Source organism: Pseudomonadota bacterium (assembly GCA_016195085.1).
Taxonomy (GTDB): domain Bacteria; phylum Pseudomonadota; class Alphaproteobacteria; order SHVZ01; family SHVZ01; genus JACQAG01.
Window position 1 is genome coordinate 1 of the sequence record JACQAG010000017.1, and the last position, 25,601, is coordinate 25,601.

Here is a 25,601-nt window from a genome sequence, read left to right on the forward strand (position 1 = left end):
CAATGAGCCCTGTCCCTGCGGCTCGGGAAAGAAGTTCAAGAAGTGTTGCGGAAAACCGCCCTGATCCCAGCACCGGAAGCGCACGGTGCGATGATGCTGGCTGCGCAAGCTTCATCTACCCGTCGCCAAAACACCGCTTACAATATGGCGAGGTCATCGGCGAGACCTCGACCGCGGTCGCAGCCGGCCAGCTTGTGCATACGCACAATCTGGTGAGTCGGCGGGCGAAGCGGTGATGAGCGATCATTTTGTCGATATGACTTAGCCCAGAAACCACGACCGCCCGCTCAGGTCTTCACGCTGCGCTTTTAGCCAAGCGCACGATCACGGCGGTGGGACCGCAGACTTGATAGCAGAGCGACAAGCTGCGAGGGCTTCTGCCTGTAGCGGAACGTCGTTATCACCGAAATCCATGTACCGGAGTTGCGTATTTTCCCACTTTCCACCGCCCTGATTAATGGGCAAGTGCGTTTCCAGAGTGTTTACCTCGACTACGAAGAGCCGCGGCTGCTCATGCAGTAGCCATAGATGGAACTCATAGTTCATACTATTGATCGCGGTTTCCCATTCGTTGCGTGTCACAAAGAAGGTGGCCTCCTTCAACCGCATGGTGCTTCCTTTCACCTCGATCCTCAGCACCTCGCTCCGATCCCGGTCCTTCACCGATAAGACATCGAATCCTGAGACATTTGATTCGATCGCCTGCCATTTCGGTTCCTTACCGGTTCGCGCTCGCTCCTGCGTCACTGTTAAGCGTTCTGCGAGGCGCCCAATCCGGAGATTGAACCCAGATTTCTTCGATCGGATGCTTAAGGCGACAAAATCCCACCACTCCACGACAGCGTCGTCATTACCTTCGAACAACCCACATGACTTGAAACACTGCTCTACGTTGGTCGGCATAGATCTCTGGGCCTCAGCGCGCCCGAGAAGTATGCGCTTCGCCCAAGGCGGTGACTCGATGGCGATCAGATCGGCAAGTTGGGCTCGGAGAAAATGGCCCTCATCCACTAGTTCCGCGATGACATGACCGCGGTCAGTTAATCGCAATGCCCCGTCTCTCGACACATTCGCCCACTGACATTTCTGAACCAGAGCCAGCACCGCTGCTGCGTCTGCAACCTCGAAACGACGAAAGCTTTCGCGGAATAGCTCCACGGTGATCGCCTGGTCGCGAACTAACCTCAAAAATGACTGGCTCGAGTACAGCACGCCGACTGAGAACATCGTCACCGTCGCCATGCATTCAGGTGGTTGACGAAGTCCGCCAAATCCTCATCGTCGAAGGCATCAACGTCTGCATCAAGGTCGACCGAAACAGGCTCAATTCGAAGGCCTGGATCCTGCAGAACCTCTGCCATGCGTCCAATTTTTGTGATCAATCGGCGGTTGACAGACTCATCGACCGTGTTGAGACATATCAGCATTTCGACTGTTGTAATCTGATCTGGTCTCAGGCCAAGGCGATGGATGCGGTCTTCTGACTGAAGAAACTGTGCTGCGTTATAGTTGCGATCGAGGTAGATCGCATGATGACAGACCGAATGCAGGCTGATGCCTTCACCGCATGCCGCCGGGTTCGCAACGAGGACATAGCAATTCGCATCGTCGTGAAACCTCTTGATCTTCTGCTCTCGAGTTCCTTCTTCGTCTTCGCTTCCAGCATCCACTCCCCCGTGAATATAGTCCGCACCGAGATCGATCAGGCGCTGAGCAACAATTTCCACATTGTCGACAAAACTCGACCATATGATTGTTTTTTGACCTTTCAGGGCCAATTGGCGTGCTCTCAGGCATACCGCTTCCAGTTTGGCACTGTCACCCTCTTCCAAGACTTCAGCCAACAGATCCGTGTGTTCAAATTCCACGGCACGCGCCAACAGACCTGGGTTGGACACGACCTGTAAAAGGCGCAATGCACTACGGCCGATGCGCCTCAATTTCATTCGGTCTGCTATATGCAAACCTTCAGCTTCTCTAGCTGCTTCCGATGACAGAAGACGATAGAGCTCATGTTGAGCGGGCTTTAGCGGTACAGGAATTAGGCGTCTCTCTACCGCCGGCAAATTCAACTCTGCTTTCGTGGTTCGCACGTATACGGGCTGAATCATATTCGTGACGGTGTTCTCATCGGCATTGATCTCGGGGAAGAGGAATCGGAACTGTGGGACCAAGTCGGCCAAGTCGTTTGGCATCGGTGTCCCCGACATAATCAGCTTATAAGAGGGTATATCGCTTATCGAAAGGATCGCATTCCCTATAACTCCTGACAGCCCGCGCTTTATACGATGCGACTCATCAAGGAACAGAATGCTGTCAGAGCCTGAAAGAAAGTCCCCTATCTCTGCCAGCACGTTCGGAAGTTGCTGGTATGTGATGAGAGTTTTGCTTGGTTCCGTACGCAGTATTTGCCGAATTGTTGCTCTGCCGCCCGTGAGCCTCACGAAGGGTTCGCTATCTCGTAAACAAAGGCCCAACTGTTCTTCCCACGCAGCAAACGCATTTTTGGGTGCGACGACAAACAGGCGAGTTGTCTCAATTCTTTTTAACGCGTAGACAGCCAAAGCTTCGGTTGTCTTCCCGGCGCCCGGAACGGAAAAGGTTGCCGCTGAAGGACGCGTGGCGAGCCTCGTCACATTGCGCTTCTGTTCGTTCGTGAGATCGCGAATGAAGCCCGCACCTTGTAATCGGCGCAACATCTCGCCAACGTCAAGCGGTTGCGCTGCAAGGGTCGCTTCATAGGCATCGTGGCGCAGGTTGGCGAGCTTGAGGCGTTGTTCAGCCGATGAGTGGACCGCAACGCCGAATTTTTTACGACTAGCTTGATACGCCAAGCCATCTCGACAAGAAAGGAATGCCCACCAAGGCATGGCAAGTGAGACGGCAGTCAGCTCTAAAGTTTGCGGATTGCTGTCGAGGCAAAGTCGACGGATGTGTGGCCAGATCCTCGGATCACCCACGTAACTTAGGACGGCCCTCCTCGTCTCTTCATCGTACGAGACAAGGACATTATTGTTCTCCATCGCCTCGTGCCCACTCAGACAGCTCGGCCACTAGCCGTCCAATTTGCTCCAGATCTGGCAAACATCCGTCCCGCAATGTCCCGGACTCTATCCCTTCTTTTGCGGCCTGCAGCGCCTCTCTCGCCCGACGTATCTGATCTGCCACGTAGCCGGTCTTTTTCTTATGTCGTTTTTTGGCAGCCTCGGCATCGAGAGTGTCACGTATTGCTAGGCGCGCGTTCTCAAAGTTCGCCTGATCGTTGAGTGCATCAGCCAACCTCGTTAGTTGTTCGCTTTTGTCCTCCTCGGCCTCTAGATCCAGCTCAGCGATGAGATTTTCGGCCACATCCTCAATAACGTCTCCAACGACCTTTATCTCCGCGTATGTACGTTTTCCTTCACCGGCTTCGTCGGCCAGGCAAAAGGATGCCTTTTCGAAGATTTCCTTATATGGCTCAGGCTGCTTGAGTTTCTTGCGCGTTCTACTGATTTGGCGAAAGGCAAATTCCTTGTCGTCCAATTCAGAGTACCGTTTGGGTTTTCCTCGGCTCTCAAGATAGGCATCCGCATAGTCGAGCGCGTCGAAGAGTTCGCGTAAGTCCTGTGAATCAATCTCGTATAGCGCCGATATCTGTGCTTCGGCATACCCATGGGTAGTCTGTTTTTCTCGATACATCAGAGCCTCAGCGGTCCAGCTGTAATCTGCCTTCAGGTCTTCTTTCAGCTGTAGCGTCGCCTCTAGCGCATCGAGATCTCGGTCATCGCAGGGCGGGAGGATCACTACATCGATGGTCGCGAAGCGTTTGTACGCCGAAGAGTCTTCCGCATAGAGGTCTCGCCAAGTCGCGAGGCGACGGTTTCCGTTAATAACAAAGCCCTGCGCCGAAAGAATGATTGGCTCAGATTGCTCGACCTTCTTGAACTCTGCGAAGAGATTCTTGCTATCGTTCTCCTTTGCTAATTTGACGAGCAGCTTGTGTTGAACCTCCTGCGCCTCTGCAGACTCTAGATCTGCTCTAAAGAAATCCGAGGGGAGGTCCGAATGCTGCGCGAGATACTCGGCTTGCCGATCTGTTGTCCGACCGTTCTCTAACCTGTAGAGCGGCAGATCGAGAGGCAACCGATGGATCGGGAGGTACTGATTGGATCCTTGAAACGGTACGGGGTGCGTCTTGTTGCTGCTATTATTCTGGAGCTCTAGCAAGAACTGCTTGCGTCGCGGATATCGCCAGCCGTAGTCCATCGATCGCCCCCGTATCGACTATCCGCGGATTCCAGAACCTACATTGCGAGAGTGTTGATTGCCATCGCTTGCCCCGACGTCTCTCCAATAGCACTACTGAGCACTATGCGATCTGGTCGCGGCGCACCGACATTGGAGAGGTGCGATGGTCATAAAGGGGGCGCGCGTGGGATCTAAATCTCATTTTACCCGACAGTGCCCCATCGATCCGCGCCTTGGCAAGTTGCGCGTAAGCTTCGTCGATTTCGCATCCCCAAAAGCGCCGTTGATGAATAGCGGCTGCTACACCAGCCGAGCCCACTCCTGCGAATGGATCGAACACAAGATCGCCTTCGTTTGAGAGCGCAAGCACTAACCTCTCCACGAGCCCTACCGGGAATTGACAAGGGTGCCCAGTTTTCTCGACGTGGCTTGCTTTGACATTGGGGATATCCCACACGTCGATATCAGCAGCTGGGACCTCCCAAACATCCTCGGGGTTTTTTCCCATAGGGTGACTCGAAAATTTTCCTGCATTGGGGCCTTTGTAAGCCCGTTTGCCAGGATACTTCGGTGGTATCCGGACTGCGTCGAGGTTGAATGTATAGTCGTTCGATTTCGTGTACCAAAGTACCACCTCATAGCGACCACTAAACCGCCGTCGCTGATGCATGCCGTGGCCATACCGCCAAATGACGCGATTCCGAAGTTTAAGGCCGTGCTTGAGAAAAATCGGATGGAAGATGTAGTCGAGCGGCGCGATAGACCCGTTCTCCACGTAGTTGCCTATTTGCCAGCATAGGCTGCCTGAAGGCTTGAGACGCGTAACCAGCTTGGCAATTATCGCTTCGTGCCATTTTGCATAGTCTTCAAGCCCCTGCTTGGTCTCGTAGTGCTTGCCAAGGTTATACGGTGGAGACGTGACCACGAGGTCCCATAATGCGGCCTTTGGCAGCGATGCGAGCACCCGCTCAGCATCGACATTCCAGATTATTGCTGCATGCTTGGATAGTCCCTTTGGAACACGCTTCCACAGCCTAGTTCGTTGCGGTGCCTGACGCGTCATGGTTGTTGATGTGCCCCCTTTTGACCAGACAAGTATTGACGCGGACGAAGGTGACGCGTTCTTAGCCCCTTCGTCCATAGTCGAGTAGGTTCCCACGCCATTTGACGCAGTTCAGGGTCCGTGACGCAACGGAGTGTGGCGCTGAGCCTGAGCCGCCGGGCGAAGCGGAGAGAGACCCCCTACCCGATCAGTGTCAGCCATTCCTGCTCACTCAGCGTCTTCACCCCCAGCTCGGCTGCCTTCGCCGCCTTCGAGCCGGCGTCCGCCCCCACCACCAGATAGTCGGTCTTCTTCGAGACCGAGCCTGCGACCTTGGCGCCTAAGGACTCGGCCCGCGCCTTGGCTTCGCTGCGGGTCATCTCCACCAGTGTGCCGGTGAAGACCACGGTCTTGCCGGCAACCGGCGAGCCGGTGGTGCGCGGCTGCACGAAGGGCTCGACCGCGACCAGGTGTTTGAGCTGGTCCAAGGTCTCGCGGTTGTGCTGCTCGGCGAAGAAGGCGAGGAGATCGGTCGCCAGCGAGGGGCCGATCTGGTCGATCGCATCCAGATCGGTGAAGGCCTCCGAGCTCTGATCCTGGGCCTCCTCCATCGCCTTTCGCCAGGCCTCCAAGGTGCCGTAATGGCGGGCGAGCAACTTTGCTGTCGCCTGGCCCACCTGGCGGATGCCAAGGGCGTAGATGAAGCGGTCGAGGGGGATGCGGCGGCGCTGGCTGATGGCATCGAAGAGCTTCTTCGCCGAAATCGGGCCCCAGCCCTCGCGCTCGGCGATCGGCGGACGCCCCTTGCCGTCGCGCTCCTCGAGGGTGAAGAGATCGGGCGGCGATTTCACCAGACCGTCCTCGTAGAAGGCGCGGATGTGCTTGTCGCCGAGGCCTTCGATGTCGAAGGCATCGCGGGAGACGAAATGCCGGAGCCGCTCGACGGCCTGCGCCGGGCAGGTGAGACCCGCGGTGCAGCGGCGCACCACCGCGTCCGGCTCGCGCATGGCGAGGCTGCCGCAAACCGGGCAGTGATCGGGGAACTTGAAGGCGCGGGCCCCCTTCGGCCGCTCCTCGGGCACGATGGCGACGATCTGCGGGATCACGTCGCCGGCGCGCTGCACGATCACCAGATCGCCGACGCGCACGTCCTTCCTCTGGATCTCGTCCTCGTTGTGCAAGGTGGCGCGGCTGACCATGACGCCGCCGACATTGACCGGCTCCAGCTCGGCCACCGGCGTCAAGGCGCCGGTGCGGCCGACCGAGATCCAGATCTCGTTGACGCGGGTGCGCGCCTGCTCGGCCGGGAATTTATGCGCAATCGCCCAGCGCGGCGCCCGGCTCACCATGCCGAGCCGCTCTTGGAGGGCAAACTCGTTCACCTTGTAGACGACACCGTCGATGTCGTAGGGGATGCCGGGCCGCTCCGCCAGCATGCGGGCATGGAAGGCGAGTGCGGCCTCGACGCCCGCTACATGCTTGGCCAAGGGGTTGACCTTGAAGCCCCAGCCCTGGAGCCGCTTGTAGAACTCCGCCTGGGTCTTCGCCACCGGCCCCGAGATCTCGCCGAAGGCATAGGCGAGAAACCGCAACGGCCGGCTCTGGGTGATCGTCGGGTCTAGCTGGCGCACGCTGCCGGCCGCGGCGTTTCGCGGATTGGCGAAGATCTTCTCGCCCGCCGCCTCCTGCGCCTGGTTCATGGCGAGGAAGTCATCGCGGGTCATATAGACCTCGCCCCTCACTTCCATGAGATCCGGCGCCTTGCCCTTGAGCTGTTTCGGCACGTCGGCGAGGGTACGGAGATTGGCGGTCACGTCCTCGCCGACGGTGCCGTCGCCGCGCGTGGCACCCAGGATGAGCGTGCCGTGCTCGTAGATGAGGTTCGCCGAGAGCCCGTCGATCTTCGGCTCGGCCATGAGCTCGATAGTGTCGGGCTCGACCTTGGCGACGTCCTCCGGCTTCACGAAGAAGTTGCGCACACCCTTAAAGAAACCTTGCACGTCCTCGTCGTCGAAGGCGTTCTCAAGCGAGAGCATCGGCCTCCGGTGGGTGACCTTGGCGAAGCCCTGGGCCGGCCCGGGGGCCACCTTGCGGCTGGGGCTGTCGGGGCGGATGAGGGTGGGGAAGCGCTTCTCGATCGCCGCATTGCGCCGGCGCAGCCGGTCATAGTCGGCATCCGAGATGATCGGCGCGTCTTCCTGGTGATAGGCCCGGTCATGGCGGGCGATCTCGTCGGCCAGCCGCTGGAGCTCGGCCCTGGCCTCGCTTTCGCTCAAGCGCTCGACGGCGATGGCGCCGGCCTCCTTCACCGGCGTCCCCCCGCCATCAGATCGGAGGCGGCGGCGCGGGCGGCATCGGTCACTGTGGCGCCGGACAGCATGCGCGCCAGCTCCTCGCGTCGCTCGGCCTCGTCCAGCGGCGCCACGCGGGTCAAGGCCGCGCGCCCGACCAGCTCCTTGGTCACCAGCCAGTGGTGCTGGGCGCGGGCGGTCACCTGCGGGGAATGGGTCACCACCAGCACTTGCAGCTCACTGGCGAGCCGCGCCAGCCTTTCGCCCACCGCATCGGCGACGGCACCGCCGACGCCGGCGTCGACCTCATCGAAGATGAGCGTGGGCACCGGGGCGGCGGCGGCCAGCACCACCTTGAGCGCCAGCATGAAGCGCGCCAGCTCGCCGCCCGAGGCGACCTTGGCAAGCGGGCCGGGCTCGCTGCCGGGGTTGGTCGAGACCTCGAAGACGATGCGCTCGATGCCGGCGGGTCCCCAGTCCGGCTCGCCCAAGCGCTCGATCCGGGTGCGGAAGCGCGCCCGCTCCAGCTTGAGCGGCGGCAGCTCGCCGGCGACGCGCTTGTCCAGGCGCCGCGCGGCGGCAAGCCTTGCCGCGGACAGGGATTCCGCCACGCTGCAATAGTGCGTCCGCGCGCCCACCGCCTCGGCTGCCAGAGTCTTCAACCTTGCGTCCGAGGCTTCGAGGTGGGCCAGGCGCTGCTTCAGGGAATCGGCGCGCGCCGCCAGCGCATCCACACCGATCCCGTGCTTGCGCGCCTGATCGCGGAGCGCGAACAGGCGGTCGTCGATCTCCGCCAGGCGGCCGGAATCGAGATCGATCCCCGAGCCCGCCCTCTGCAGCAGGCGGAGCGCCTCGGCAAGCTCGGCCATGGCGCGCTCGAGGCCGGCAGCGGCTGGGTCCAGAAGTCCGGCGGCGAGTGCCGCGACCCGGGCCAAGCTCCGCTGGGCTGAGCCGAGCGCGCGCTCAGCACCGCGCTCGCCGGCCAGGTCCTCGAGCGCGGCGTTGATCGCCTCCACCAGCTTCTCGGCATGCATGAGCATGGATCGCCGGGCGACGAGCCCCGCTTCCTCGCCCGGCTTGGGCGCCAGCCCCTCCAGCTCGCTGACCGACTGGCGCAAGCTCGCCGCCTCGGCGGCGGCTTTCTCCGCCTCGGCTTTCGCTTCTGCGAGTGCCGCGTCGCTCATACGCCAGGCGGCGTGCCGGGCGGCGACCGCCTTCGCATCCTCGAGGAGCCCGGCGAAGGCATCCAAGAGCCCGCGATGGGTCGAGGCATCGAGGAGGCCGCGCTCGTCGAACTGCCCCTGGATCTCAACCAGGCTGTCGCCGACCTGGCGCAGGAGATTGACGCTGACCGGCTGGTCGTTGATGAAGGCCCGGGTGCGGCCATCGGCACCGAGCGTGCGGCGGAGCACGAGCGCGTCCTCGTCCTCCATGCCAGCCGCGGCGATGAGGGCCCGCGCCGGATGGTCGCCGGCCACGGCAAAGCCGGCGCTGACGGTGGCGCTGGCGGCACCGGGGCGCACCAGACGCGATTCCGCGCGCGCCCCCAGCGCCAGACCCAAGGCGTCGAGCAGGATCGACTTCCCGGCGCCGGTCTCGCCGGTCAGCACGCAAAGCCCAGCGGCCGGCGCCAGGTCCAGCCGGTCGATCAGCACGAAATCGCGGATCGACAACTCGATCAGCATGGTCCGTCAACCGCTTCGAGAGAAGCCGGAGCCTGCCAGAGGCGTGCCGGCGGCGCAACAGAGCCTAGGTTCCGTGTAGCTAGCTCGTGATCTGTCCGGAGTTTGTAGCTCGTGATCTGTCCGGTTCTAGAACCACTCCAACGAGGGGGTGGGGATGGACCGGGTCAGAGTAGACGAGGGAGTTCGGAGGATGCGTTTTGAGGGATTGTTGGATCGTCATGAACGGGGCGAGTTGAGCCAGTTGGAAGCGGCGGAGATGCTTGGGATGGGGGAGCGGACGTTTCGGCGCTGGCGCGATCGGCTTCGCGAGGAAGGGCCGTCGGGGTTGGCGGACCGTCGGCTGGGCAAGCCGTCCGCCAGGCGTGCCGGAGTGGCGGAGATCGCGCGAATGCTGGAGCTGTATGCGGGGAGCTATGCGGACTTTACGGTGAAGCATTTTCACGAGCAGCTGGTGAAGCGGCATAACTACCAGCTGGGTTATACGGTGACCAAGGTGCACCTGCAGCGCGCTGGCCTGGTGCAGCCGGCGCCGCGGCGCTCGGCGCATCGCAAGAAGCGCCCCCGGCGGCCAATGATCGGCATGATGCTGCACCAGGACGCTTCCAAGCATGCTTGGTTGCCCGGCGATCGGCGCGCCTACGATCTGGTGGTGACGATGGAGGATGCGACCAGCGCCCTCTACTCGGCGTTCCTGGTTGATGAGGAGGGCACCGCCTCGAGCTTTCGTGGGTTGAGCGAGGTGATCGAGCGCCACGGCCTGTTCTGCTCCCTCTATACCGATCGGGGCGGCCACTACTTCCGCACGCCCAAGGCCGGCGAGCCGGTGTCGCGACAGCTTCCAACCCAGGTCGGCCGCGCCCTTGCCCAGCTCGGCATCGAGCACATCGCCGCCTACTCGCCGGAGGCCCGCGGCCGCTCCGAGCGGGCCTTCCGCACCCTGCAGGACCGTCTGCCCAAGGAACTCAAGCTCGAGCGGATCACCACCATCGAAGCCGCCAATCGTTGGCTCGCCGACACCTATATCCCCGCCTACAACGCCGCCTTTGCGGTCGTCGCCGAGCAAACCGGCTCCGCCTTCGTCGCCGATGCCGCGGGCGCCTGGCGCGAGATCCTCTGCCTCCAGGGCGAACGCCGGGTTGGCAACGACAACACCCTCAAATGGCGCGGGCTCTGCCTGCAGCTCCCGCCCAGCCACCTCAGACCTCACTTCGTCAAGGCATCCGTGCGGGTCCACCAGTATCCAGACGGCACGCTCTCCGTCTTTCTCGGACCCCATCGGCTCGCCAACTACAACCCTGATGGTCAGATCACCCAACCCATGGCCAAAGCCGCGTGACACGCTTCCACGAGGCCGATTTTCCCCGGGGCATGCCCCGGGGAAAATCAACAACGAAGCGGACAACTCACGAGCTACATAAACCGGTCAACTTGACGCGCTAGCAACACAGAGCCTAGGTTCCGGCGCCCGAACAGGGCGGGGCTCCTTCCTTCATTCGTCATGCCCGGCCATGGCGAAAAAGGGACGCACCACAGAGACACGGAGATCACAGAGAAGATCGAGATGCCTGCGCCCTCGGCGCGCATAAAGCCCTTTCTTCTCTCCGCGACCTCCGTGTCTCTGTGGTGAACTCGTCTTTCCTCACTAAGGGCTCCGGCGGCCCTTCGAAAACCGTTGATCGTCAGTTAACTCCGCGCCATCTATGATCGGGGGCGGTGCAAGGGGGCGCCGATCCCGTGAAGATACTCAGCGCATTCAAGCTCATCGCCGTAACGATCCTCGCCGTCGCCATCTTCTACGTCGGCGGCATGGCCGGCATGCAGGCGCTGCACTATTACGGCAATTTCGAATGGGCCGTCACCACCGCCGCCTTCTGGCTGGGCGGTCTCTTGATGGTCCTGGTCGTAGTCGAATCGGTGAAGCGCACCATCGTGGCGATCGCCTCCCTGGTCGAGGACGAGGTCCCGCCGGCGCCGCAAGCGGCCTCGGAATCCGACGCGGATGCGGGCCCGCTGGCGAAGCCTGTCCAGCGTCCACCGGCGCCGCCGCCAAGTGCGGCCAAGCCGGCCCAGCCGGCGAGCCCGCCCAAGCCGGCAGCTTCCGCAGCACCGCCGAAGAAGTAGATCAGTTATCCGCCCAGCGCTGCAGCAGCCGGGCGTAGACGCCGAGCATCGTCTGGCGCGAGCGGCCGGGCTGGCCGAGCTCGCGCACGTCGTTCAACAGCCTGGCGAGGTCGTAGAGGATCTCCCGGTCCGCCGCCTCGCGCACGTGGCTCTCGATCCAGGTGACCGCCGCCAGCCGCGTGCCGCGGGTGACCGTCTCCACCCGATGCACCTGGACGCTGCGGTAGAACACCGCGTGTCCGGCCGGCAACTTCAGGCGTGCGGTCCCGTGCTCGTGGTCGATGGCGAGCGCGCCGCCGTCATAGCTGCCGGGATCGGAGAGAAACAGCGTCATCGACAGGTCGGCGCGCAGGCGCTCGTTGTTGCCGAGATCCAGGAGCGGACTGTCGAGATGGTCGCCATAGGCCATGCCGATGTCGTAGCGATTGAAGATGATCCGGTGCAGCTTCCTCGGGTAGACGTAGTTCTGCACCATCGGATTGCGGCGAATCGCCTGGTCAACCACCTGCGCCGGGCCGTCATCGGCGACGTCGGAGAAGAATTCGAGGTTGTTCTTGGCGAGCTTGGCGGCACCGGCGGCGCTGGCGCGGCCGTCGGCGAAGGGTGCGGCGGCAATGCGGGCCATGACCCTGCCGAGCTCGTCGGCCGTCAGGAGGTCGGGTACGATGAGCATCCAGCCCCGTCTCTGCCAGGAGACCGGGACTTTGGCAAGGGCAGCCCTTTCGGGCCGCCGGAGGAATCGGCGCTCGAACTCGAGGGGGAACTAACGGCGGAGCGCGCCGGCGAGCGCCCCTCCGGCGACTCGCCAGCTCAGGGCCGGGGCGACGCCGCGCGTGGCGAAGGCGGCGGCAAGGCGGAGCCGCCGCCGCGCTTCGTACAGGCTTTCGGGCGACAGCTCGACGGCGCGGGTAAAGCCCATGAGCAGCGCCTCGTCGGTGATGAGGAAATCCAGGACCGCGGCCAGATGCTGGGTCGCGACCGGCCGGCGCCGCAGATCCGCCTCGGCGAGGCCGGCATGGGAGAGCAGCCGGCTCAGCCCGGAACGGCTGCTCATCAGGAAGCCGAGCACGCGGATGGCCAGGGTCTCGGGTTGATCCGCGAGCGTGTCGGCGGAGTATTCAGACGGCAACATGCGCGCTCCCATGCTCGACAGCCTACACCATGTGGGTCGATCGGGGCTGGATTCCAGCGAGGGGGCGAAAGGCCCCGTATCGGGCCCTGAAAACCCAGCCGGAATCACCTGAGCGTGTGCCGGAGGGGCGCCTCGCCACCGCTCGGCACAACCTCAGCGCGGATCTCGTGCCGAGGGCCGCCCCTCAGGGCTGGATGGCTAAAACACCCGGCTCCACATGCGGCCGAGCCAGGAGCGGTCGCTGGGAACCGGCGTCAATCCTTCGCCGGCGAGCAACACGTAGCTCTCGTGGTACCAGTCGCTGCCGGGATAGTTGTAGCCGAGCACCGCGGCGGCCGATTGCGCTTCCGTGCGCACGCCCAGACGGAGATAGGCTTCGGTCAGCCGGTGCAGCGCCTCGGGCACCTGCTCGGTCGTCTGGTACTCCTCGACCACCCGGCGAAAGCGGTTGATCGCCGCCAGATATTGCCCGCGCGTGAGATAGTAGCGGCCGATATCCATCTCCTTGCCGGCGAGGTGGTTGCGCGTGAGATCGACCTTGAGCCTGGCATCGCGGGCATATTTGCTTTCGGGAAACCGCCGGACGACCTCATCCAGGGCTTTCAGCGCCTTCTCGGTGATCTGCTGGTCGCGGCCGACATCGGTGATCTGCTCGTAGTAGCAAAGCCCTTTCAGATAGTAGGCATAGGCGATGTCGCGATTGCTCGGGTGCAGCTCGATGAAGTGATCGAGGGAGGCGATGGCCGGGTCGTACCTGTTGTTCTGGTATTGGGAGTAGGCGGCCATCAGCTGGGCCTTGGTCGCCCAGCCGGAGTAAGGGTGCTGGCGCTCGACCTCGTCGAACAGCGCCGCCGCTCCGGGGTAGTTCTGCTGGTCGAGCTGATCCATCGCCGCGTTGTAGATCGTCTCGACCGGCCGCTCGACATAGGCCGTGTCTTTGGCGCTGCAGGCGGCAAGCGCGATCAGCGCGAACGAGCCGACGAGCAGGTTTCTCACAGGTCCAACCACCGTTTCCACATCCCCCGAGACGACGAAGCGGCGGATTATATCAGGGATGGCTCGAGAGCCAACCGCCCGGATCGGGCGGGTGTGCCAGCGCTAGGCCGAGGCGGCGATCGGCTCGGCGGCGGCGGCGTCGAGCGCCGGAACTTCCACGCGGCGCCAATTGGCCGCATCGCCGAAGAGCTGCGACAGCGCCTGATGGGTCAAATGGTGGCCCGAGCGATGGCCGTGGAAGTGGCCCAGCATCGGACCCCCGGCAAGGTAGAGATCGCCGATGCAGTCCAGCACCTTGTGGCGGACGAACTCGTCGTCGTAGCGCAGGCCCTCTTCGTTCAGCACGCGGTCGCCGGCAACGACGACGGCGTTGTCGAGCGAGCCGCCGCGCGCCAGGCCGGCGGCCCTGAGCTGATCCAGCTCGTGCAGGAAGCCGAAGGTCCGGGCCCGGCTGATCTCGGACTTGAAGGTGCCGTTCACCAGATGAACCGCACAGTGCTGCTTGGCCACCGCCGGGCTGTCGAAATCGATGTCGAAACTGACCGACATGCCGAGCGCGGGGCTCAGCCTGGCATGGCGCTCGGCATTGCCGGCGCTGATCTGGCGCAGGATCTGGACGGCGCGCCTGGGGGCGTTCTGCTCGATCTTGCCGGCGCACTCGATCAGGAACACGAAAGGTGCGGCGCTGCCGTCCATGATCGGCACTTCCGGCCCATCCACCTCGACCACGGCATTGTCCACCTCGCAGCCGGCGAACGCGGCCATCAGGTGCTCGACCGTGGCGACCGCCACGCCGTCCTCGCGGCCGAGCCGGGTGCACAGGCGCGAGTCGACGACGTTGTGCCAAAGTGCGGGAATGTCCGATCCGCGCCCGGCCGCATCGGTGCGCCGGAAGCGGATGCCGCTATCGGCCTCGGCCGGCATCAGGGTCATGGAGACGCGAGCGCCGGTATGCAGCCCCACCCCAGAGCAATGGATGGCGCTCTTCAAAGTCTTCTGGCGTACTGAGAAAGCGTGCTTGGGTTTGACCGGTCGGCGGACTGAAGGCACCTGGGTCTGCAACTCGGGCATATCGCCAACCACTTCCGGAATGACTTGTGAGGGACGCTCCGGAAGACATTTAGTTGCATCTTCCGGAGCTGTCATATCACCTTTTGTTACTGTTTGTGACAGGAAAACTCAAAGTCTTTCAGAGGCTTCCAACGGTTTTCGGCCTCCTCTAGTTGGCCTGGCGGCGCAGGAAAGCAGGGATGTCCAGAAGATCGTCCTCGGCGCTGGTGCCGAGTCGGTCGGACGGATCGAGATGGCCGAGACGCGCCTGGGCCGATTGGGCTGGCTTCGCCGGCGCCGGGGGGGAAGCCGGCCTCGCCGCCGCTGCCGGCTTCGAGGTCGCCGGCTCCCGGAACAGGCTCTCGGCCGGCTGGGTGCGGCCGATGCCGACCACCCGCTGGAACAGGCTTGGGCTCCGGGGCTTCTCGCGCGGCCCATTGGCCATCGCCGCGGCCGCGAACGGATCCGCCACGCCAGCTTCCGCGCGCGCGCTCGCCGCCGCCGGACGGGGCGCGATGAAGGGCTGGCCCAGCGCCGTCATCGCCGGACGCGGCGCCGGTGTCGGTGCTGGGGCAGGGGCCGGGGCCGGGGCCAGCTCGATCGGGGCCATGACCGGCTCGGCGCGGGCCTCGAGGGCGGGCCCGCCCGGCGCTTTGTCGATCGCCGGCACGGGTGCGACCGCGACAGCGGGCTCCGCCAGGACCGGGGCGACCGGCAGCGGCGCCGGCTCGATCGCCGGTTGGGCCATCGGCTGGGCCATCGGTTGAGCCACCGCCAGGGCGGGAGCGGTCGCCACCACCGGGGCGGCGATCGGTGCCGCCACCGGCTCTCTCGCCAAGGCGGTCTGGCCGAGGGTGATCGGCTGCGCCATCGCCGGCTGGGCGGCGGCGCGGGCCGGGGCCGCCATGCGGGCGGGCTGACCCACGACGGTCAAGGCCGGACGCGGCGGGCGCTGCTGCGCCGACTCGATGTTGATGCCGGTCGCCACCACCGAGACCCGCATGCGGCCCTTGAGGGCATCATCGAAGGTCGAACCGAAGATGATGTTGGCCTCGGAGTCCACCTCCTCGCGGATGCGGTTGGCGGCTTCGTCGACCTCGAACAGCGTCATGTCGAGGCCGCCGGTGATGTTGATGAGCACGCCCTTCGCCCCCTTCATCGAGGCGTCCTCGAGCAATGGATTGGCGATGGCCGCCTCGGCTGCGTCGATGGCGCGCTTGTCGCCCTCGGCCTCGCCGGTGCCCATCATCGCCTTGCCCATCTCGCTCATGACCGTGCGGATGTCGGCGAAATCCAGATTGATCAGGCCCGGCATCACCATGAGGTCGGTCACGCCGCGCACGCCCGAATAGAGCACGTCGTCCGCCATCTTGAAGGCATCGGCGAAGGTGGTCTTCTCGTTGGCGACCCGGAACAGATTCTGGTTCGGGATGATGATGAGGGTGTCGACGTATTCCTGCAGCTCCTCGATGCCGGCTTCGGCGATGCGCATGCGGTGCGCGCCCTCGAAGTGGAACGGCTTGGTGATGACGCCGACGGTGAGGATGTTGCGCTCGCGCGCGGCGCGCGCGATCACCGGTGCCGCACCGGTGCCGGTGCCCCCGCCCATGCCGGCGGTGATGAACACCATGTTGGCATAGTTGAGATGCTCCAGGATCTCCTCCAGCGCCTCTTCCGCCGCGGCGCGGCCGATCTCCGGCCGGGATCCGGCGCCGAGGCCTTGCGTCACCCTGGTGCCGAGCTGGATGCGCCGCTCCGCCATGGTCATGGCCAGCGCCTGGCTGTCGGTGTTGCACACCAGGAAGTCGACGCCTTCCAGGTTCGAGCGGATCATGTTGTTGACGGCATTGCCGCCGGCACCGCCGACGCCAATCACGGTTATGCGCGGCTTCAACTCGGTTTCCCGGGGAATGCTGATATTGATGCTCATCGTCCTTCTCCGTTCCTCGATAAGAGGGTCAAGGTGTTGTCACGCCCAACCGGCCGTCGCCGGCACATCGCCTTCTTCAAAAATTCTCCCTGAGCCAGTGTCCGAAGCGGCCGAACAGCCCGGCCGATGCCGGGGGGACCGCGCTCATGCGTCCGACTCGATCCGGAATCTCGCCGACCGCGTAATGCAGCAGGCCGGCGCAGGTGGCGAAGGCGGGACCGCAGGTCGACTCGGCGAGGCCGGCCATGCCGATGGGCCGGCCGAGGCGCACCTGCTTGTCGAGAATGCTGGCGGCCAGCTCGCGCACGCCCTGCAGCTGGCTGGCGCCGCCGGTCAAGACCACGCGGCGGCCGGCGAGCTTGTCGAAGCCGCTCGCTTCCAGCTGGCCGCGCACCAGCTCGAAGGTCTCTTCGAGCCTGGGCTGGATGATCTGGTTGAGGTAGGACTTCGGCACATGGTTGGGCTGGCTGCGGTTGTCCTCGCCGACCAGCGGCACGTCGATGAGCTCGCGCTCGTCGGTGGCCGAGGAGGTGGCGCTGCCGTAGAGCGTCTTCAGGCGCTCCGCCTCGATGAGCGGCGTGGAGAGGCCGCGGGCGACATCGTTGGTGACATGGCAGCCGCCGACCGTCACCACGTCGGTGTGCACCACCGCACCATCGAAGAACACCGCGAGCGAGGTGGTGCCGCCGCCCATGTCGATGACGGTGACGCCGAGGTCGACCTCGTCCTCGACCAGGCTGGCGAGCCCGGAGGCGTAGGGAGAGACCACCAGCTTCTCGATGTCGAGATGGCCGCGCTCGACCACGTTGACGAGGTTGCGGACGGCACCCGAGGCGGCGGTCACCACGTGCATGCTGGCGCCGAGCCGGTCGCCGAACATGCCGCGGGGATCGCGGATGCCGCGATTGCCGTCGATGGTGTAGCCGATCGGAATCGAATGGATGAGCTGGCGCTCCTCGGCGTCGGTCACCGGGCTGCCCTGGTCGAGGACGCGGCGCATGTCGATCTCGCCGACCTCGTGGCCGGAGATCGCCACCTCGACGCCGACCGTTTCCGAGGCGGGATAGCCGGCCGAGAGATTGACGATCACCTGCCGGATGGTCTCGTTCGCCATCTTTTCCGCGGCGTTGACCGCGGCGATGATCGAGGCTTCCGCCTGGTCCATGTCGACGATGGCGCCGCCGCGAACGCCCTTGGCCACCTGATGGCCGATGCCGGTCACGCGCGGCAAGCCGCCGTTCTCGCTGCGCGCGATGAAGCAGCAGATCTTGGTCGAGCCGATATCGAGGGCCGCGATCGTGCCGCTACGGGTCTTGGGGTTAAGCTTTGCCATGGGTGATGCGCGTCTCTCTCAATTCCTCGTCGTTGCCGTCAGGTGGCCTTGCCGTTGCCGCGGGTCCGCTGCTTGGCACCCTCCGGCGAAACCTGGATCACCAAGCGGTCGGGCAACCGCAAGTCGATGGTCACCACGTCGCGCTGGAGCACGTTGCTGGTGCGTTCGAGGTTGGCGAGCTGTGCCCAGGCTTGGGCGATGTCGGTCTCCGGCAGACGCACATCGACGCCGTTGTCGAGCTGCAGATTCCATCGCCGCTCGGCGACGCGAATGGCGGCGACCACGCGCTTCTGCAGCATGGGCTCGCTCGCCAAGAGATCGAGCAGCTCGGCCGCTGCCGGGGGCGCATCGTCGCCCACCAGGACCGGCAGCGAGGCGAAGCGCTCGATGCCGCCCCGCAGGATCACCACGCCGTCGCGGTCGACCAGGACCAGCTTGCGATCGCGCTGCCAGAGCGCCATCGGCGTGCGTTCGGTCAAGCGGACGCGGAGCGTGCCCGGGAGCGCCCGCTCGACCACCGCGCTCTTGACCCAAGCAAGCCGCTCCAGGCGCCGCCGCGCCGCCTCGGGGCTGACGGCGAGGATCGGTTGCCCGCGCTGGACGTCGAGGGCGGCGAGCACGTCCTTGGCCGCGGTCTCCCGGCGACCTTCGAGCAGAACCTCCTCCACCCTGAGGCCGAAGGCGGCGGTCATCCTGAGCGCGCTTTCCGCCGCTTGGCCTTGCAGCCGATCGAAGGCACCGGAGCCCCAGAGAGACTGCGCGCCGAAGGCCGCTCCGGCTGCCGCGGCCACGGCCAGGAGGCCGATGAGCGACGGCTTCAGCCAGCGCAGCGCCACGCGTCGGCGCCTGGGCTTCGCTTGCGCGGGGTCGCGGATCATGAATCGCATCTCGCCTCCTCGACCATCCAGGTCACCAATTGCGTGAAGGAAATGCCGTGATAGGCGGCTTGCTCCGGCACCAGGCTCAAGGGCGTCATCCCCGGCTGGGTGTTGATCTCGAGGAAGACCAGCCGACCCGGGCTCTTGGTCGTGTCGTCGTAGCGGAAATCCGAACGGGTGACGCCGCGGCAGCCGATGGTCTGATGCGCCAACAGGGCAACGCGCAGCGTCTCTTCATAGACCGCGGACGGCAACGGCGCCGGCACCAGGTGCACGGCCCGGCCCTCGGTGTATTTGGCCGTGTAATCGAAGAATGCTTCTTTCGGCTTGATCTCGGTCACCGCGAGCGGTCGATCGCCCATGACCCCCACGGTCAGCTCGCGGCCGGGAATGAACTCCTCGACCAGAACGTCGTCGCCGTAGCGCCAATCCTCATCGGGAGCGCGATTGTCGCCATTGCGGACGATACGCACCCCCACCGACGATCCCTCGGAGATCGGCTTGACGACGAAGGGCGCCGGCATGGCACCGAACGCTTCTCGCCGGCGCACGACCTTACCCTCGGCCATGGGCACGCCGACCGAGCCGCAGAGGTGCTTGGTCTGGACCTTGTCCATGGCGATCGCCGAGGCGAGCGCGCCGGAATGGGTGTAGGGGATGCCCATGATGTCGAGCAGGCCCTGGATGCGGCCGTCCTCGCCGAAGCGGCCATGCAGCGCGTTGAAGCAGATCTCGGGGCGCATGCGGTCGAGGACGAGGGCGATGTCGCGGCCGACGTCGATCTCGCTCACCTGGAAGCCGCCCTGGCGCAGCGCCTTGGCGCATTCGCGGCCGCTCACCAGCGAGACCTCGCGCTCGCTCGACCACCCGCCCATGAGTACGGCAACGTGCTTGCTCATGGGGCAGTCGCTCCCGGACCCGGCTCGCCCACGATCTTGATCTCCCAGCGCAGCTCGACGCCTGACGTCTCGCGCACGCGCCGGCGCACCTCCTCGCCCAGCGTTTCGAGATCGGCGGCGCTCGCGGTTCCGGTGTTGATGAGGAAGTTGCAGTGCTTCTCCGAGACTTGCGCCCCGCCGACGGCAAGCCCGCGGCAGCCGGCACGCTCGATCAGCTGCCAGGCCTTCGCACCTTCGGGATTGGCGAAGGTGCTGCCGCCGGTGCGCGCGCGCACCGGCTGGCTCGCCTCGCGCTGAGCGCGAATGTCGCGCATGCGCTGGGCGATCTCTTCCGGCTCCCCCGGCTCGGCGCGCAACAGCGCGGCAAGGAAGATCCAGCCCGGCGGCACCTGGGAATGCCGGTAGCCGAGGCCAAGCTCGGCGCGGTCCAGCCTGTGCTTGATCCCGTGCGGGTCGAGCGCGTCGGCTTCGAGGGTGACGTTCACCATCTCGCGGCCATAGGCGCCGGCATTCATCCGCAAGGCGCCGCCGATCGTGCCGGGAATTCCCGACAGGAATTCCAGGCCGGCGAGACCGGCCTGCTCGGCCGTCAGCGCCACATTGAGATCGAGCGCGCCGGCGCCGGCGCGCAGCATCGTGCCCTCGACCGCGACCATGGCGAAGCCCTTGCCGAGGCGCAGGACCACACCACGGATACCGCCGTCGCGCACCAAGAGGTTGGAGCCGACCCCAATCACGGTAACCGGCACGTCGGAGGGCTTGCCGGCGAGGAAGTCGGCGAGATCTTCGGGATCGGCCGGCCGGAACAGGACCTCCGCCGGGCCGCCGACGCGAAACCAGGTGAGCGGACCCAGAGCGGCGTTCTCGGCGTAGCGGCCGCGCACGGCCGGTAGCCGTTCGATCAGGCTGTACATGGACTTCCGCAGCGGCCTCACGACGCCGCCTCCCGTGTCGCGGGCATCAGGCGCTGCAGCTCGCGCGGCAGCCCATTCGCCCAGTTCGTGATGCTGCCTGCACCGAGGCAGACGACGAGATCGCCCGGCCGCGCCGTCGCCGCCACCAGCGCCGCCAGGTCTTCCGGCTTCTCCAGCGCCACCACGCTGCGATGTCCGCGGGCGCGCAAGCCCTCGACCAGCGCATCGCGGCTCGCCCCTTCGATCGGCTGCTCGCCGGCGGCATACACATCGGCCACCACGACGCAGTCGGCGTCGTTGAAGCAGGTGCAGAAGTCCTCGAACAGGTGCTTGAGGCGCGTATAGCGGTGCGGCTGCACCACGGCGATCACCTGGCCCGAGGGACAAGCGCCGCGGGCGGCCTTGAGCACGGCGGCGATCTCCACCGGATGATGGCCATAGTCGTCGATGACGGTGACGCCGCCCACCTCGCCGGTCCGGGTGAAGCGGCGCTTGACGCCGGCGAAGGATCCGAGCGCCCGGCGCAGCACTTCCTCCTCGATCCCCATCTCGTTGGCGACGGCAATGGCGGCCAGCGAATTCTGCACGTTGTGCTGGCCCACCATCGGCAGCCGCATGTCCACCAGCGTGCGGCTCTCGCCGCGCGCCCGGTCGTTGATGATCACATCGTAGCGGGCGCCGGACGGCGACAGCCTGATGTCGACCGCGCGCACGTCGGCCTGCGGGCTCATGCCGTAGGTGATGATCTTGCGGTCGGCCACCTTCGGGATCAGCGCCTGCACCACGGGATGGTCGATGCAGAGTGCGGCGAAGCCGTAGAACGGGATGTTCGCGACGAAGCTGGCGAATGCGTCCTGGACGGCCTCGAAGGTGCCGTAGAAGTCCAGATGCTCGGGATCGATGTTGGTGACCACCGCGATCGTCGCCGGCAGCTTGACGAAGGTGCCGTCCGACTCGTCCGCCTCGACCACCAGCCATTCCCCCGAGCCCAGCCGGGCATTGGTGCCATAGGCGTTGACGATGCCGCCGATGATCGCCGTCGGATCGAGCCCTGCCGCCTCGACCACGCTGGCGATCATGGTCGTGGTCGTGGTCTTGCCGTGGGTTCCGCCGACGGCGATCGACCATTTGAGGCGCATGAGCTCGCCCAGCATCTCCGCCCGGCGCACGACCGGCAGCAGCCGCTGGCGTGCTGCGACCATCTCGGGATTGTCCGGCTTGACCGCGGAGGAATAGACGACGACGGAGGCATCGCCCAGATTCTCGGCGCGGTGGCCGACCTTGACCTTGATGCCCTTGTCGATGAGCCGTTTGACGTTGCCGCCCTCGGAAAGGTCGCTGCCTTGGACCGCGTATCCCAGATTGTGCAGAACCTCGGCGATGCCGGACATGCCGATGCCGCCGATGCCGATGAAATGCACGGTGCCGATGGTGAGCGGGAGCGCTCTCATGCCGCGACCTCCCGGATGCCGCCGTGGCCGCCATTGGCAGGTGCGATCTCGAGGACGAGGCCGGCCAAGCGTTCGGCGGCATCGAGGCGGCCGAGGGCGCGCGCCTTCTCGGCCATCTCCACCAGCCGCGCCGGTACGACCAAAAGCGGCTCCAGCCTTGCCGCCAGCGCCTGCGCGGTGAACGCCGCTTCCGGCATCAACCACGCCGCACCGGCATTCTCCAAGGCTTGCGCATTGGCACCCTGCTGATTGTCGCTGTGGTAGGGATAGGGAACCAGGATCGAGGGGCGGCCCGCCGCCGTCAGCTCGGCCACCGTGGAGCCGCCGGAACGGCAGATGACGAGCTGCGCCCGGGCGAGACGCTCCGGCAGATCGGCGAAGAACGGCGACAGCTCCGCCTCGACGCCGAGCCCGAGATAGATATCGCGCGCCGCCTCGATGTCCTCGGGGCGGCATTGCTGCACGATGCTCAGGCGGCGGCGGACCGACTCCGGCAGGAGTGCCACCGCCTGGGGAACGATGCGGCCGAAGACGCGCGCCCCTTGGCTGCCGCCGGTGATCAAGAGCGACAGCGTGCCGTCCGCCGCCGGCGCCGGGTAGGGCGCTTGGCTGACGCGGGCGACGGCGTCGCGCACCGGGTTGCCGGTCATCACCACGCGGCCGCGGTCGGCCTGCTTGATCTGGCTCACGGCTTCGAAGGAGGTGGCGAGGCGGGTTGCGTGGGAGGCGAGCAGCCGGTTGGCGCGGCCGAGCACGGCATTCTGCTCGTGCAGCACCGTCGGGATGCCGAGCTGGCTTGCGGCAAGCAGCGTCGGCACCGAGGCATAGCCGCCGAAGCCGGCGATCGCCGCGGGCCGCAGGCGCTTCAGGAGCTGGCGTGCCTCGATGAGGCCGAAGCCGAGCTCGATCACGCCCAAGAGCTTGCGCGTGAGCGAGCGGTCGCCGAGCCCGCTCGCCCGGATGCGATGGATCTCGACCTCGCCGCCGGCGACGGTGAAGGCTTGGCCGCGGCGATCGGTGATGAGGGTGAGCGCGTAGCCGCGACGCGCCAGAGCTTCCGCCAGTGCCGCCGCCGGAAACATGTGGCCGCCGCTGCCCCCCGCGGCGAGCGCGATCAGGCGTCTGGTGACGATCTGGCTCATCGTTGCCCGCTCCCGCCGGTCCGCCGCCGCGTCAGCGCCAGCAACATCCCGGTCCCGAGCGCCAGCGCCACCAGCGAGGAGCCGCCATAGCTGACGAAGGGGAGCGTCATGCCCTTGGTCGGCATGAGGTGCAGCGAAGAAGCCATGTTGATGATCGCCTGCAAGCCAAACTGGGTCAGAAGCCCGGTGGCCGCCAGCAGCACGAAGAGATCCGTCTCCTGAAACAGCCGCGAGAAGCCGCGCAGCACCACGAAGGCGAAGAGGCCGACGATCAACAAGCAGACCAGCACGCCGAACTCCTCGCCGGCGACGGCGAAGATGAAATCCGCGTGCACGTCGGGGATCACGTCCTTGACCCGGCCTTCGCCGGGCCCACGCCCCCACAGGCCGCCGCGGGCGAAGGCTTCGAGCGACCGCTCGACCTGGTAGCTGTCGCCCGATGCCGGGTCGAGGAAGCGGTCGATGCGGCTCGCCACGTGGGGCAGCAGGAGATAGGCGCCGCCGAGGCCGAGCGCGCCGGCGCCACCGAGGGCCGCCACATAGATCATCGACAGGCCGGCCAGGAAGAACTGGCCGAACCAGATGGCCGAGATCACCACCGCCATTCCAAGGTCGGGCTGCAGGATCAGCAAGCCGACGACCAGCGCATAGAGCACGCTGGCGATGAGATTGCCGGGCACCCCGGTGCCGCGGCGCTGCTCGGCGAACATCCAGGCCGAGACCACGGCAAAGCACGGCTTAACGAACTCGGAGGGCTGCAAGGAGAGCCCGGGGAGGTTGATCCAGCGGCGTGCGCCCTTGATCTCCACGCCGTTGATGAGCGTCAGTGCTACCAAGGCGATGCCGATCGCGAGTCCGACCACCGCAATCCGGCGCACGGCCATGGGCGAGGCGAGCGAGATCAGCACCATCAGCGTCACCGCCGGCAGCAGCAGAAGCATCTGACGGCGCACGAAGTAGAATCCGTCGAGGCCGATGCGCTGGGCGACGGCCGGGCTCGCCGCCAGGATGAGGATGGCGCCGATGCCGATGATCATCGCCAGCGCCGCCAGGGTCCAGCGATCGACCGTCCACCACCAGCGGCCGAGCACGCTCGTGTCGCTACGGGCAATGGCGCTCATTGCATGCTCTCCGCCGCCAACTGCTTGACCAGGCGCCGGAACTCCTCGCCCCGCGCCTCGAAATCGGCGAATTGATCGAAGGAGGCGCAGGCCGGCGACAGGAGCACGACCGCACCCGGCCGGTGCTCGGATCCTGCCATGCTGGAGGCCTCGCCGACGGCGCTCTCGAGGTCGCCCGAAAGCGTGTAGGGCACCCGGCCTTCGAGCGTGTCGGCGAAGGCCCGGGCGGCTTCGCCGATGAGGAAGGCGTGAACGATCCGCGGGAAATACCCTTCCAGCGAGGCGATGCCGCCTTCCTTCGGCTTGCCGCCGGCGATCCAGTAGATCGCTTCGTAGCAGGCGAGGGCGCGGGCGGCGGCATCGGCGTTGGTCGCCTTCGAGTCGTTGATGAAGGCGACGCCGCCGATCACGGCGATCCGCTCCTGGCGATGGGCGAGGCCGGGATAGAGGCTGAGCGAGGCAGCGATCCGCGGCGCCACCAGGCCGGCGGCCTTGGCCGCGGCATAGGCCGCGACCGCGTTCTGCTGGTTGTGCTGCCCTGGGAGGTTGGGCAGTTTGGCGAGGTCGAGCATCGGCCGGCTCCAGCCATCCATGTCGTCGATGAGCCAATTGTCTTCGACATAGACCCCACCCGGCGCCGGTCCGCTGGCGGAAACCGGCACCACCGACTGGCGGCCATGCTGGATGAGATCGTCGTAGATCTTGCGGCTGGTCTCGTCGTCGAGCGCCACGATGGCGGTCGCCTCGCCGCCTTGCCCGCGAAAGATCCGGCGCTTGGCCGCGACATAGCCCTCGAAGCCGCCATGGCGATCCAGATGGTCGGGGGTGACGTTGAGGAGCACGGCGATGTCGAAGTCGATCGAATGCGTGAGCTCGAGCTGGTAGGAGGACATTTCCAAGACGTACCAGCCATCGACATCGAGCGCCGCCAGCGACAGGACCGGAACGCCGACATTGCCGCCGACTTCCGAGCGGAGATCGTGCTGGCGAAAGAGATGGCCGATGAGCGTGGTGGTGGTCGATTTGCCGTTGGTTCCGGTGACGCCGAGATAGCGGCCGTCCGGCCGGGCCCGGCCGAGGAGATCGATGTCGCTGACGAGCGCTGCCTTGGCCGCGAGCGCCTTGGCGGCGATTGGATGCGGCTTGGGGAAGCTGTGGGGAATGCCGGGGCTGAGCACGAGGGTGCGCACGCGGCCCCAATCGGCCGTCTCGAGATCGACGATCGGCACGCCCGCCGCCGCGGCCGCCTGGCGACGCTCCGGCGCATCGTCCCACGCCATCACCTGGGCGCCGCTCTCGATGAGCGACTGTGCGGCGGTGAGCCCGGAGCGCGCCAAGCCCAAGACCGCGATCGGAACCTCCGCCATGCCTGGAATGGTGATCATCCTC

The 25,601-nt window shown here is 65.4% G+C and carries 22 protein-coding genes; 3 read left to right on the top strand and 19 right to left on the bottom strand.

Going from position 1 to position 25,601, the window contains the following annotated elements:
- On the top strand, window positions 1-236 hold a 236-nt coding region (locus HY058_04585), incomplete at its 5' end, for a hypothetical protein (GenBank protein MBI3496561.1).
- 88 nt (window positions 237-324) lie between these two features.
- On the opposite strand, the gene HY058_04590 is transcribed toward HY058_04585, so the two are convergent.
- The 6 genes from HY058_04590 to recN form a co-directional block, all read right to left on the bottom strand.
- Window positions 325-1,242 (bottom strand): DUF3883 domain-containing protein, encoded by a 918-nt coding sequence (locus HY058_04590; GenBank protein ID MBI3496562.1) that lies wholly within the window; start codon window positions 1,240-1,242, stop codon window positions 325-327.
- Entirely contained in the window at window positions 1,230-2,834 is a 1,605-nt protein-coding gene (locus HY058_04595; protein MBI3496563.1) for a DEAD/DEAH box helicase, read from the bottom strand. The genes HY058_04590 and HY058_04595 overlap by 13 nt, the downstream gene beginning before the upstream one ends.
- A 175-nt stretch (window positions 2,835-3,009) precedes the next feature.
- The gene (locus HY058_04600; GenBank protein MBI3496564.1) at window positions 3,010-4,245 is read right to left on the bottom strand and encodes a hypothetical protein; all 1,236 of its coding nucleotides are present in this window, start codon (window positions 4,243-4,245) and stop codon (window positions 3,010-3,012) included.
- Between the two features lie 103 nt (window positions 4,246-4,348).
- The gene (locus HY058_04605) at window positions 4,349-5,290 is read right to left on the bottom strand and encodes a site-specific DNA-methyltransferase (protein ID MBI3496565.1); all 942 of its coding nucleotides are present in this window, start codon (window positions 5,288-5,290) and stop codon (window positions 4,349-4,351) included.
- Between the two features lie 179 nt (window positions 5,291-5,469).
- Window positions 5,470-7,560, bottom strand: a complete 2,091-nt coding sequence (gene ligA / locus HY058_04610; protein MBI3496566.1) for an NAD-dependent DNA ligase LigA — start codon at window positions 7,558-7,560, stop codon at window positions 5,470-5,472.
- 14 nt (window positions 7,561-7,574) lie between these two features.
- Window positions 7,575-9,245 carry a DNA repair protein RecN gene (recN, locus tag HY058_04615; protein MBI3496567.1) on the bottom strand — a complete coding sequence of 557 codons (1,671 nt, stop codon included), beginning with the start codon at window positions 9,243-9,245 and terminating at the stop codon, window positions 7,575-7,577.
- A 232-nt stretch (window positions 9,246-9,477) separates the two neighbouring features.
- Here recN and HY058_04620 point away from each other — a divergent pair, with 232 nt between their 5' ends.
- A complete protein-coding gene (locus HY058_04620; GenBank protein ID MBI3496568.1) occupies window positions 9,478-10,581 on the top strand; it encodes an ISNCY family transposase in 1,104 nt (367 codons plus the stop codon).
- A gap of 398 nt (window positions 10,582-10,979) precedes the next feature.
- Window positions 10,980-11,366, top strand: coding sequence for a hypothetical protein (locus HY058_04625; GenBank protein MBI3496569.1), 387 nt, complete (start codon window positions 10,980-10,982; stop codon window positions 11,364-11,366).
- Between the two features lies 1 nt (window position 11,367).
- Here the strand turns inward: HY058_04625 and HY058_04630 are convergent, their stop codons facing one another.
- From HY058_04630 to HY058_04690, 13 genes are all read right to left on the bottom strand, one after another.
- Window positions 11,368-12,039 (bottom strand): Fe2+-dependent dioxygenase, encoded by a 672-nt coding sequence (locus HY058_04630; GenBank protein ID MBI3496570.1) that lies wholly within the window; start codon window positions 12,037-12,039, stop codon window positions 11,368-11,370.
- 90 nt (window positions 12,040-12,129) lie between these two features.
- Window positions 12,130-12,498: a DUF3572 family protein gene (locus HY058_04635; GenBank protein ID MBI3496571.1), complete on the bottom strand. Its 369-nt coding sequence runs from the start codon at window positions 12,496-12,498 to the stop codon at window positions 12,130-12,132.
- Window positions 12,499-12,696: 198 nt separating this feature from the next.
- Window positions 12,697-13,506, bottom strand: coding sequence for an outer membrane protein assembly factor BamD (locus HY058_04640; protein ID MBI3496572.1), 810 nt, complete (start codon window positions 13,504-13,506; stop codon window positions 12,697-12,699).
- Between the two features lie 90 nt (window positions 13,507-13,596).
- Window positions 13,597-14,565 carry a UDP-3-O-acyl-N-acetylglucosamine deacetylase gene (locus HY058_04645; protein ID MBI3496573.1) on the bottom strand — a complete coding sequence of 323 codons (969 nt, stop codon included), beginning with the start codon at window positions 14,563-14,565 and terminating at the stop codon, window positions 13,597-13,599.
- 148 nt (window positions 14,566-14,713) lie between these two features.
- Entirely contained in the window at window positions 14,714-16,474 is a 1,761-nt protein-coding gene (gene ftsZ / locus HY058_04650; GenBank protein ID MBI3496574.1) for a cell division protein FtsZ, read from the bottom strand.
- Between the two features lie 76 nt (window positions 16,475-16,550).
- Window positions 16,551-17,807: a cell division protein FtsA gene (gene ftsA, locus HY058_04655; protein ID MBI3496575.1), complete on the bottom strand. Its 1,257-nt coding sequence runs from the start codon at window positions 17,805-17,807 to the stop codon at window positions 16,551-16,553.
- Window positions 17,808-17,845: 38 nt separating this feature from the next.
- Entirely contained in the window at window positions 17,846-18,694 is an 849-nt protein-coding gene (locus HY058_04660; GenBank protein ID MBI3496576.1) for an FtsQ-type POTRA domain-containing protein, read from the bottom strand.
- Window positions 18,682-19,584 carry a D-alanine--D-alanine ligase gene (locus HY058_04665; GenBank protein ID MBI3496577.1) on the bottom strand — a complete coding sequence of 301 codons (903 nt, stop codon included), beginning with the start codon at window positions 19,582-19,584 and terminating at the stop codon, window positions 18,682-18,684. The genes HY058_04660 and HY058_04665 overlap by 13 nt, the downstream gene beginning before the upstream one ends.
- Entirely contained in the window at window positions 19,581-20,498 is a 918-nt protein-coding gene (gene murB, locus HY058_04670) for a UDP-N-acetylmuramate dehydrogenase (GenBank protein MBI3496578.1), read from the bottom strand. Before murB ends, HY058_04665 begins: the two co-directional genes overlap by 4 nt.
- A gap of 17 nt (window positions 20,499-20,515) precedes the next feature.
- The gene (locus HY058_04675) at window positions 20,516-21,949 is read right to left on the bottom strand and encodes a UDP-N-acetylmuramate--L-alanine ligase (protein ID MBI3496579.1); all 1,434 of its coding nucleotides are present in this window, start codon (window positions 21,947-21,949) and stop codon (window positions 20,516-20,518) included.
- Complete coding sequence (murG, locus tag HY058_04680) at window positions 21,946-23,091, bottom strand: undecaprenyldiphospho-muramoylpentapeptide beta-N-acetylglucosaminyltransferase (protein MBI3496580.1); 1,146 nt, start codon at window positions 23,089-23,091, stop codon at window positions 21,946-21,948. The genes HY058_04675 and murG overlap by 4 nt, the downstream gene beginning before the upstream one ends.
- The gene (locus HY058_04685; GenBank protein MBI3496581.1) at window positions 23,088-24,212 is read right to left on the bottom strand and encodes a cell division protein FtsW; all 1,125 of its coding nucleotides are present in this window, start codon (window positions 24,210-24,212) and stop codon (window positions 23,088-23,090) included. Before HY058_04685 ends, murG begins: the two co-directional genes overlap by 4 nt.
- Window positions 24,209-25,597 carry a UDP-N-acetylmuramoyl-L-alanine--D-glutamate ligase gene (locus tag HY058_04690; GenBank protein MBI3496582.1) on the bottom strand — a complete coding sequence of 463 codons (1,389 nt, stop codon included), beginning with the start codon at window positions 25,595-25,597 and terminating at the stop codon, window positions 24,209-24,211. Before HY058_04690 ends, HY058_04685 begins: the two co-directional genes overlap by 4 nt.
- Window positions 25,598-25,601: the final 4 nt, after the last annotated feature.

Coding starts and splice junctions, on each gene's coding strand:
- HY058_04590 (MBI3496562.1), bottom strand. CDS start 1,242: ATGGCGACGGTGACGATGTTCTCAGTCGGCGTGCTGTACTCGAGCCAG.
- HY058_04600 (MBI3496564.1), bottom strand. CDS start 4,245: ATGGACTACGGCTGGCGATATCCGCGACGCAAGCAGTTCTTGCTAGAG.
- HY058_04605 (MBI3496565.1), bottom strand. CDS start 5,290: ATGACGCGTCAGGCACCGCAACGAACTAGGCTGTGGAAGCGTGTTCCA.
- recN (MBI3496567.1), bottom strand. CDS start 9,245: ATGCTGATCGAGTTGTCGATCCGCGATTTCGTGCTGATCGACCGGCTG.
- HY058_04630 (MBI3496570.1), bottom strand. CDS start 12,039: ATGCTCATCGTACCCGACCTCCTGACGGCCGACGAGCTCGGCAGGGTC.
- HY058_04635 (MBI3496571.1), bottom strand. CDS start 12,498: ATGTTGCCGTCTGAATACTCCGCCGACACGCTCGCGGATCAACCCGAG.
- HY058_04645 (MBI3496573.1), bottom strand. CDS start 14,565: ATGCCCGAGTTGCAGACCCAGGTGCCTTCAGTCCGCCGACCGGTCAAA.
- ftsZ (MBI3496574.1), bottom strand. CDS start 16,474: ATGAGCATCAATATCAGCATTCCCCGGGAAACCGAGTTGAAGCCGCGC.
- ftsA (MBI3496575.1), bottom strand. CDS start 17,807: ATGGCAAAGCTTAACCCCAAGACCCGTAGCGGCACGATCGCGGCCCTC.
- HY058_04660 (MBI3496576.1), bottom strand. CDS start 18,694: ATGCGATTCATGATCCGCGACCCCGCGCAAGCGAAGCCCAGGCGCCGA.
- HY058_04665 (MBI3496577.1), bottom strand. CDS start 19,584: ATGAGCAAGCACGTTGCCGTACTCATGGGCGGGTGGTCGAGCGAGCGC.
- murB (MBI3496578.1), bottom strand. CDS start 20,498: ATGTACAGCCTGATCGAACGGCTACCGGCCGTGCGCGGCCGCTACGCC.
- HY058_04675 (MBI3496579.1), bottom strand. CDS start 21,949: ATGAGAGCGCTCCCGCTCACCATCGGCACCGTGCATTTCATCGGCATC.
- murG (MBI3496580.1), bottom strand. CDS start 23,091: ATGAGCCAGATCGTCACCAGACGCCTGATCGCGCTCGCCGCGGGGGGC.
- HY058_04685 (MBI3496581.1), bottom strand. CDS start 24,212: ATGAGCGCCATTGCCCGTAGCGACACGAGCGTGCTCGGCCGCTGGTGG.
- HY058_04690 (MBI3496582.1), bottom strand. CDS start 25,597: ATGATCACCATTCCAGGCATGGCGGAGGTTCCGATCGCGGTCTTGGGC.